This is a genomic window from bacterium (genome assembly GCA_027622355.1).
Classification (GTDB): Bacteria; UBA8248; UBA8248; order UBA8248; family UBA8248; genus JAQBZT01.
Map to the genome: position 1 here is coordinate 1 of JAQBZT010000139.1, position 7,815 is coordinate 7,815.

7 protein-coding genes are annotated in these 7,815 nt (G+C 62.4%); all 7 read right to left on the reverse strand.

Annotated features, from left to right (window positions below):
• The coding region (ispG, locus tag O2807_09160; protein ID MDA1000663.1) for a flavodoxin-dependent (E)-4-hydroxy-3-methylbut-2-enyl-diphosphate synthase at nucleotides 1-882 on the reverse strand (882 nt) is incomplete at its 3' end.
• A 115-nt stretch (nucleotides 883-997) separates the two neighbouring features.
• Nucleotides 998-2,149, reverse strand: a complete 1,152-nt coding sequence (gene rseP / locus O2807_09165) for an RIP metalloprotease RseP (protein MDA1000664.1) — start codon at nucleotides 2,147-2,149, stop codon at nucleotides 998-1,000.
• A gap of 21 nt (nucleotides 2,150-2,170) precedes the next feature.
• On the reverse strand, nucleotides 2,171-2,965 hold the full coding sequence (locus O2807_09170) for an outer membrane lipoprotein carrier protein LolA (GenBank protein ID MDA1000665.1): 795 nt from the start codon (nucleotides 2,963-2,965) through the stop codon (nucleotides 2,171-2,173).
• A gap of 41 nt (nucleotides 2,966-3,006) precedes the next feature.
• Nucleotides 3,007-3,678, reverse strand: coding sequence for a phosphoribosylglycinamide formyltransferase (gene purN, locus O2807_09175; GenBank protein MDA1000666.1), 672 nt, complete (start codon nucleotides 3,676-3,678; stop codon nucleotides 3,007-3,009).
• Nucleotides 3,675-4,721, reverse strand: a complete 1,047-nt coding sequence (purM, locus tag O2807_09180) for a phosphoribosylformylglycinamidine cyclo-ligase (protein ID MDA1000667.1) — start codon at nucleotides 4,719-4,721, stop codon at nucleotides 3,675-3,677. Before purM ends, purN begins: the two co-directional genes overlap by 4 nt.
• A 98-nt stretch (nucleotides 4,722-4,819) precedes the next feature.
• Nucleotides 4,820-6,181 (reverse strand): UDP-3-O-acyl-N-acetylglucosamine deacetylase, encoded by a 1,362-nt coding sequence (lpxC, locus tag O2807_09185; protein MDA1000668.1) that lies wholly within the window; start codon nucleotides 6,179-6,181, stop codon nucleotides 4,820-4,822.
• A partial coding sequence (locus O2807_09190; GenBank protein ID MDA1000669.1) for an ATP-binding protein occupies nucleotides 6,174-7,815 on the reverse strand: 1,642 nt, incomplete at its 5' end. The genes O2807_09190 and lpxC, both read right to left, overlap by 8 nt.

A 7,815-nucleotide genomic window follows, 5' to 3' on the forward strand; every position in this document is an offset into this window, starting at 1 on the left:
GATTTGCACGCGCCCGCACGAGGGACAGGCCACGACATTCACCCCGCGCTGGCGAATCTTGAGGCTCTTGAGAATCTCAAAAGCCACGCGAACTTCCTCGACCGGATCGGCGGCCAGCGAAACGCGGATGGTGTCCCCGATGCCCTCGGCAAGCAGAATGCCGAGACCGACCGCGGATTTGACGCTGCCCGTCCGCAGGCTCCCGCTCTCTGTGATGCCGAGGTGGAGGGGATAGTCCACCCGCTGGGCCATCATCCGGTAGGCGATGACCGCGCGGCCGACGTCGGAGGCCTTCAGGGAGATTTTCGTGTCGTAGAAGCCGCGCTTTTCGAGCATGGCGAGATGCCGCAGGCCGCTCTCCACCATCGCTTCAGGGCTTGCCCCGCCGTATTTCTCGAGCAGTGGCTTCTCCAGCGAGCCCGAGTTGACCCCGATGCGGATCGGGATGCTGTTGGCCCGGGCGGCGGCGACGACTTCGCTCACGCGATCCTCGCCGTTGATGTTCCCCGGATTGATCCGCAGGCAATCCATTCCGGCATCCGCCGCCATCAGGGCGAACCGGTGGTCGAAATGGATGTCGGCGACCAGCGGCATATTGGTGCGCCGGCGGATTTCTTTTAAAGCCTGACCCGCCCGCTCGTCGGGAACCGCGAGACGGACAATCTCGCAACCCGCCTCCTCGAGCCGCCCGATCTGGGCCAGCGTCGCCTCCACATCGTGGGTGTAGGTGTTGCACATGGACTGGACGGCGACGGGCGCCCCGCCCCCGATCAGGATGCCGCGGACGGAAATCTGCCGGCTCCTCCGGCGGTGGAGCGGAAATTCGAAGGGATTGGCGCAGGGAACATCCTCTTCCGCCACAGGCTTGCCGGAGAAGACCATCGGGAGGCTTTGGAAGCCCGGCGCGGGCGCAGTCATTCCCCTGCCGGGCTCGGGCTTCACCTGGAAGACATCGTCCGTAAAGGGAGTGAACTCTGAAAAATTCATCATGCTCTCTCTAGCGGGCCCCGCCTGGCTGGGGGGCGGCCGGCGTATTTTTGGCCGGCGCCGTGCTCTGGGGCTTACCGAACAGATAATACACGCTGTCCTGATAGGTGGCGAAGAGCATCAGGGCGATCAGCAAGGCGGTCCCGACCTGCATCGCCATCTCCTGGACCCGCAGGCTCATCGGCTTCCCGCGGAGCGCCTCGAGGCCCAGAAAGAAAATGTGCCCGCCGTCGAGTATCGGGATGGGGAGCAAATTCAAAATCGCCAGGTTCAGGCTGAGAAGAATCGCGAACATCACCAGATAGCGCATCCCTCGCTTGGCCTGCTCGGCCGCGACCACCGAGATGCGGATCGGCCCGCCGATATCGGCCGGCACCGTGCGGACGAGCATTCCGTAGAGCGTCATCACCGTAAGCCGGATGATGGCGTAGTTCTGGTAGACCGCCTGCCCGAAAGCGCTCACCGGGTTGTAGCGATCGGTGATCGTGCGCGGGCTGATGGAGATACCGATGCGTCCGTAGCCCAACTGTTTTCCGCCGGGCCCTTTCGAGGTGGGGACAATGGGAACTTCAAGAAATTTCCCCTGCCGCTCGATGCGCAGGGTGATCCGCTTTTCAGGGTAGGCGCGGATGATCTCGACGAGCTTCACCCACTTCAGCGTCTCCACGCCGTTGATGGCGACGATGCGGTCATTCGGCTGGAGCTCGGTTTGCGCGGCCGGCGAGTTCGGCAAGACCTGGCCGACCCAGGTCCCCGCCACGGGTATCCCCGCCATGTGGAGGAGCCAGCTGAGCAGAACGGCGAAAAGAATATTGAACATAGGCCCGGCAACGATGACGGCGAACCGCTCCCGGACGGGGCGGAGGGCGAAGGATTTTTTCGGGTCGATCCCCTCTTCTTCCTCGTGGCCGGCTTCCTCTCCCATGAGCTTGACGTAGCCGCCCAGGGGGATCAGCGAAACGCGGTAGTCGGTCTCCCCGCGCTGGAAGCCCCAGATGCGCTTGCCGAAGCCGAGAGAGAAGACCGTGGCGCCAATTCCGAGTTTTTTGGCGACCCAGAAATGCCCCAACTCATGGATGAAGACCAGGACGCCCAGCACCAGAACCGCCCAGAAGAACGTTTCAGCAAAACCGTAGAACCATCCAAATATGTTCAGCAGCACAACATCTACCTTTCCAAGCGGCTAGGGGTTTTGCCCCAGGGGACTCGGCGTCCGGAAAACCTCGACTCCGGGTGGAATCTTGAACTCAAAATCCCCATTGTCAAAAGCAACGCCTTCACGAATGTTGAAAAACCGGATTCGAGTTTCATTTCCGAGATGATCCCGAAACTCAAAGCCGAGAATCTGAAAGCTCTCCACGTCCACCTCGAGCCACAGATTGCGAAATCCGCCCTCCATCTTGATCGGCGTCAGGGAAAGCCGGTGCGGCGTCCCCTGCTTCCACACCCCCTCTTTTTGCCGGGGAGCGCCCCATTCCTCCACCGTGATGCGAAAGCTGTCCTCGAGCCTTCCCTTCCCGGCCAAAAAGAGGAGCGGCGTCGGGCTCGCGGCCGAGGAGTTGAGGGGCGTGATCAATACCTGCCGGAGGCTCTCCGTATAAATCCACAGGGTCTTCCCGTTCGAGACGACCATCTGCCGCTCCGGCTCCCGGTAGTCGAAGCGTATGCGGCCGGGCTTGCGGAGCGAAAACCGCCCCTTCGAGCGCGTGATTTTTCCAAGGGAGCGCAGGAGGTTTTCCTGCTCGAAGTCGGCAAAAAGGGTGCGGGTCTTTTCATACTTGATCTGGAGCTGAACCGCGATCCTCTTCGTGCGCGCGTCATTTTCCGCCGGAGCGGCACCCTGCGGCGCGGCCGCCGCCGCGGGGAAAGGCCCGCACAGGGCGGCGCCGAGGAGCGCGGCGAAAAAATACGGCCGAACGGCTTTTTTCCGCTTCCTCGGCCGGGCCGGACCTTCCTCTTCGCCTCCAGAGAAACCCATCGCTATCACCCTCGAAATTCTAGAGACGGCCCCGGGGAGTGTCAAACAATTGCTCGGCAGGGGGAGGAAATCGCCGAAGCGGCCTCCTCGAAGGCGCCTTCCTTGAAGCGGACTTTTCTTCCCTCGCGCGCGATCTTTCCCTCGGCCCACAGCCGGACCACGAGGGGATAAAGCCGATGCTCCTGGACCAGGATCCGGTCGGAGAGGTTTTTTTCGTCATCACCCGGTAGAACGGGAACAGCCGCCTGAAGGATGATAGGCCCGGTGTCCACCCCCTCGTCAATGAAATGGACGGTGCAGCCGGAGATCCGCACCCCCGCGCGCAGGGCCTTCCGCTGCGCATCCAGTCCCGGAAAGCTGGGGAGCAAGGAGGGATGGATGTTGAGGAGCCGCCCCTCGAAGCGGTGGATGAACTCCTCTCCCAGGATGCGCATGTAGCCGGCGCAGCAGATCAGATCGGCCCCGGCCTTCTCCACCGCATCGCCAAGCCGCGCCTCGTAGCCCGGCGCCGCCGGGTCGATCCACTCCGCCGCCACCCCGGCGCTCCGGGCCCGATCGAGGGCGGGCGCATCCCGCTTGTCGCTCAAGACGGCGGCTACCCGCGCCGGAAAATCCGCCTCGGCCGACGCATCGAGGAGCGCCTGCAGGTTTGACCCCCGGCCGGAGGCCAAAACCACCACCCGGCAAAGCGTCCCGCCGCCTTTTTTGCTCACGATATCCCCTCAATCCGCACGGCGGGCTCCCCCGCCCCCCGGGCATGTACCTCGCCGATGCGGGAAAAAGCGACCTCGGCCGCCCCGAGCGCCGCCTCCACCTGCGCCGCCGCCTCCGGGGCGACAGCCATCACAAAACCGAGCCCCATGTTGAAGGTGCGGTACATCTCGGCCGCCTCGACCGGCCCGCGCCCGGCGATCAGGGAAAAGATGGGCGGCCTCTCCCAGCTTGCGGGGTCGAGTCTCGCCTGCCCGCCCTCGGGGATGATCCGCGAAAGGTTCCCGGGCACCCCCCCGCCCGTAATATGCACCAGACCGTGCACGCCCTCGATCTCCCGAACGGCCGCCACGGCCTTTGCATATATTTCCGTCGGGGCCAGAAGCGCCTCCGCGAGAGGGGTGCCCAGCTCCGGCACCGTATCGGGTTTTTTCCACGCCTCGACATCGGGAAGTATCCGCCGCACGAGCGAGTAGCCGTTGCTGTGGAGCCCGGACGAGGGCAGTCCGATCAGGACATCGCCCGTGCGCACGGCGGTTCCATCAATCAGACGGCGGCGCGAAACCACGCCAACCGCGCATCCGGAGAGGTCATAGACGCCCGGTTCGTAGAAGTCCGGCATCTCGGCCGTCTCGCCCCCCAGGAGCACGCAACCCGCCCGGCGGCATCCCTCGCCAATTCCTTCCACCACCTCGGCCAGCGTCTGCGCATCGATCCGCCCGGTTCCCAGGTAGTCGAGGAAAAAAAGCGGGATGGCGCCCGCCGTCAGCACATCGTTCATGCACATTGCCACAAGGTCGATGCCGATGGTGCGGTGGCGCTTCAACTCTTGGGCGATGATGAGCTTCGTCCCCACTCCGTCGGTGCCGGATATCAGCACCGGGTCCTCCACCATCGCACCGAGGTGAAACATGCCGGCAAACTGCTTCAAGTCACCCAGCACCCGGCCGGGATGGGCCTTTTGCGTCGCGCGCACGGTTTCCGTGATGTCGCAGACAAACTGATCGCCGCCTGCCACATCCACTCCAGCGGCCCGGTATGTCATGTTTTTCCTGGAAACCAAAGGGAGCCCTCTATGGGTCAATGCATCTGCGTTTTTCTGCGAGCCAAGATGAAATGAGGATTCGGCACTCGCAATACATCTCAAGGATAGGCTTCTGAAAGCGCCCGGACCAGTTCCACGTTCAGCCGGTGGCCGCTCTTGGATGCGGTCACCTTCCCCTGCAGGGGCCGCCCGAGAAGATATACATCGCCTACGAGATCCAGAATCTTGTGGCGGACGAACTCATCGGGAAAGCGAAGCTCCGTGTTCACGATGCGCTCCCGATCCACGAGAATCACATTCCCCCACCTGCCGCCCTCGCCCAGCCCCATCTTCTCCAGGGACTCCAGCTCCCAGATAAAGCTGAACGTGCGGGCCGGGGCCAGCTCCTCGCGGAAGCTCTCCGCGCCGGAATGATGGTAGGTGAACTCCTGCTGGCCGATGGGTTCAGGGTAATCCATATGATAGGTGACGGAGAAGGTTTCCGCGGGCTCGATTCGGATGAAGCTGCTGTCCGCTTCCTTGTCCCTGACCTCAATCGTCTTGCCCACAACCAGCGACCGCACCCCGCCCTCCTGTTCGACGATGCCGGCATCCTCAATGAGCTGACAAAAATCCGCGGCGGAACCGTCCGTGTTCGGCACCTCTTCCCCGATCTTCACCATGAGGTTGGAGATGCCGTAGGCGTGCAGCGCACTCATGAGATGCTCGATCGTCCGGGCAACAGCGGTTCCGTTCCGCAGGTTGGTGGCATGGTTCGTGTTCTCCACAAATTCCGCCTGTGCGGCGATCGTTTCCTTGTTCGTCAGGCTACCGAAGCGGATGCCCTGTCCCGCGGGGAGCGGCTCGAGTATCAGCCCCGTCTTCACGCCGGAGTGCAGCCCCAGCCCGTAGAGAACGACGCTTCTCCCGATCGTCTTCTGTAACATCCCCGCGCCGCCTCGCGCCGTGGAGGACGAAGCGGGCCGCTTTGTTTTCCGGCCGGCCGTCTTCTGAAAAGGAGCGCCCGCAAGGGCGGATCCGGCCACACCGGATTTCACCTCTACATTTTCCTCGGGGTACAGCTTTGCGTTGCTATTCTTCAACAATTGCAATCTGCGGGCTTGAACGGCCTGTCCCACCACATCCAGAACCACCTCGATGGAGAGTGGCTTCTCGATGAAGTCGAACGCGCCGAGCTTCGTGGCGGTGACAGCCGTGTCGATGCTGCCGTGGCCCGACATGACCACCACCTCCACGTCTCCGTCGGATTCCTTGACGGCCTGGAGGGTCTTGATCCCGTCGATTCCCGGCATCCAGACATCCAGAAGAACGACATCGGGGGCGTGCGTGCGGACCATCTCCAGAGCGAGTTCGCCCGTGGCCGCCTTCGCGACCCGGTAACCCTCGTCCTTCAAGATGGCTTCCAGACTCGACAGAATGGTCTCTTCATCGTCGACGATGAGAACGTGGCCTTTATCCAAGAGCAGCGATCCTTTCGATCTCGGCCGAAACGGAGGGCGGTGAAGCCAGCGGAATCGTAACACGGAAGATGGCCCCTTTGGGATTGTTGTCTTCCACCGTAATCAGGCCGTTGTGCTCGCTGATGATACGGTGGCAGATGGCCAGCCCAAGGCCGGTCCCCCGGTTCTTCGTCGAAAAGTACGGGAAAAATACATCGAGCTTGTTCTCATCGGGAACGCCGTCTCCCTCGTCCCGCACCTCGACCACCACCTGGCTGCGGGGAACGTCGAAGGAAGCCTGAAACTCGACCACCCCCTCGCCGTTCATGGCCTCGAACGCGTTCTCGAGCAGGTTGATCAGGACGCGCTGCAACTGCTCGGAGTCCGCCATCACGTAAGGAATATCCGGATCGAAATCGATCTTCAGGCGGACATCGGCGCTTCTGTCCTGATACAGGGAAACCACCTCGCCGAGAAGACTGTTCAGACGGACCGGCCGAAGCCGCGGTTCGGGCATGCGGGCGAACCGGCTGAACTCGTTCACCAATTCCATCAAGCTCTGTACCTGGTGAATGATGGTTTCGGTGCACACTTCGAAGACATCGGGGAAATCCTCGGCGTCCTGCTGGAACTTCCGGCGCATCCGCTGGGCGGAAAGTTGGATCGGGGTCAAGGGGTTTTTGATCTCGTGCGCGATGCCCTGGGCCACTTCGCGCCAGGCGGCCGAGCGCTGGGCACGGATGAGCGCCGTCATGTCATCGAACACGATAACGCCGCCGATATTTCGCCCCTCGGCATTATGAAGCAGCGTCAGGCTCGCCCGAAGGGTCAGCACGCGGCCGTCCAGCATGATCTCCACCTGATCCGACGCGCTTTTCCTGCCCTCTTCCCGCATCATTTTCAGCAGGCTGCGCACCGGTTCGAGATGATTGCTCGAAAATACCTCGTTGAAAGGTTTTCCCACCGCGTCCTGGGGAGACAACTGGAGAAGTTGCGAGGCCGCGTTGTTGAGAATGGTGATCCGGCCCCGGCGGTTGATGGAGACCACCCCCGTGCCGATGTGCTCGAGCATGGCCTCCATGTAGGCCCTTCGGCGCTCGATCTCGAGGTTAGACTGGCGGAGATTCTTCGATGCGATTTCGATGTTCTTTTTGTTGTTGTTGAGTTCTTCCGTCATCCGGTTGAAGGCGTCCACGAGGATTCCCACCTCGCCGTCTGCCTCCACGTCGACCCGGTGCTCCAAATCGCCCTCCGAAACCGCCCGGGTGCCCTCCGCCAGCTTTTCGATGGCGACCGTGATGCCCCGCGCGAGGTAGAAGCCGAACCAGATCGCGGAGAAAACGATCAAAAGAGCGACCAGAAGGAAGGTGATGATGTAGCTCGCCTTGATCGGGTCTTTCGAAAGCTCGAACTCTTTGTAGTCTTCGTAGGCGTTGAATATTCCCTTGACCTTTTCCACCAGCCGCCCGGAGACGAACTGGGAGACGACGACGAAGCCCGTGACCTCCTTCCCCGACTTGATGGGATAGATGCCGTGGATGACATCCTCGGCCCCGGCACTCTCCACGCTCGAGCGCGCCTCTCCCCGCAGGACTTCTTCCAGATACCGGGCCTTGGACGAGGGATAGGCGACGCGGGAGACGCCCTCGCGGCTT